Source organism: Pseudomonas edaphica (genome assembly GCF_005863185.1).
In the GTDB taxonomy this organism is placed as follows: domain Bacteria; phylum Pseudomonadota; class Gammaproteobacteria; order Pseudomonadales; family Pseudomonadaceae; genus Aquipseudomonas; species Aquipseudomonas edaphica.
The window spans coordinates 1-1,218 of the sequence record NZ_VBVZ01000999.1; the positions used below are offsets into that span (position 1 = coordinate 1).

Consider the following 1,218-nt stretch of genomic DNA (forward strand, 5'->3'; position numbering starts at 1 on the left):
CCTTTGGCGTGCTCGTTGCCGTTCTTGGCTTTTTCGGCCACGTCGTGGAACGCATCGAACATCAGCAGGGTGTGCTTGAGTTGGGCGGCCGCGACAGGGGCCAGCTCGGCGTCGTCCAGCAGCTCGACCAACGTCACGATGTTGTAGCCGCCTTGCATGGTGCCAAGCAGTTCAACCGCGCGTTTCTTGTCGATCAGGGGAGAAGTGACTTCGCCCTTGGCCAGGGCGGACAGGAAACCGGCCTTGACGTAGGCAGCCTCGTCAACGCCTGGTGGAATGCGGTTGGTGATCAGGTCAACGAGAAATTCTTCTTCGCCAGCCGGAGGATTCTTCAGCAGCTCGACCAGGCCTGCGGTTTGTTCGGCGTTAAGCGGCTGGGGAACGATACCCAGTGCTGCACGCTCTTCGATATGTTTGCGGTAGGCTTCAAGCACAGTTATTACCCTCATCAGTGGTCCCACGGGACGCTCATCCAGAAATGAACGGCACGCATGCGCTCGGGGGCTTTTTGGGCCGCAAAGCCAGCGCTGCCGGCATTCCTCACAGAAGCTGCTTTCAAAGTTTTACGCCTGCAGAACGGAGCTGATGAGGGTTGGCGCGGGCTCTGACCTACCGGGTCGAACCTGCGCCAACACCGTTCTGAAGGAACGACTGTGCTCGTGACGCTTTGAAAACAGCTTCCAGCGGATTATTGGCGCCTTACAAGGCCGGATGATTCTACGGCAAAAAAAATCTAAAGGTAAGTTACCTAGCCAAGTTTGCTGGGTGATCAACCTTAGACAAAGGGCTAACATGGCGCACTGTTTCGCTGATTTGTGTGCATTGCCCATGTCCAACCAAGCCATCAAGACCCCCTGCGTCGGCCTGTGCTCCACGGTTTACGGCGATCTCGTCTGCCGCGGTTGCAAGCGCTTCCACCATGAAGTGATTCAGTGGAATGGCTATAACGAAGAAGAAAAACGTGCGGTATGGCTGCGGTTGGAGCAACTGTTGGTGCAAGTGATGGCCGGCAAACTGGAAGTCTTCGACCCCAAGATGCTGCGCGGGCAGCTTGAGCTGCGCAAGATTCGCTTCGTGCCGCACCAGTCCGAGTACTGCTGGGCCTACCAGTTGATCGCCCGAGGCGCGCGGGTGATTTCCAACCTGGAAGCCTATGGCATGGTGTTGCTGCCGGAGTTCCGTGAGTGGGCACTCCCGGAACTGCGCGATGCCATCGAT

At 57.5% G+C, this 1,218-nt stretch carries 1 protein-coding gene and 1 pseudogene; one reads left to right on the top strand and one right to left on the bottom strand.

Annotated elements, in window-relative coordinates; translation table 11 throughout:
• Positions 1 to 434: pseudogene (locus tag FEM54_RS32795) on the bottom strand (bifunctional aconitate hydratase 2/2-methylisocitrate dehydratase); the annotation flags it as partial.
• A gap of 394 nt (positions 435 to 828) precedes the next feature.
• Here FEM54_RS32795 and FEM54_RS32800 point away from each other — a divergent pair.
• A partial coding sequence (locus FEM54_RS32800; protein WP_138454312.1) for a DUF1289 domain-containing protein occupies positions 829 to 1,218 on the top strand: 390 nt, incomplete at its 3' end.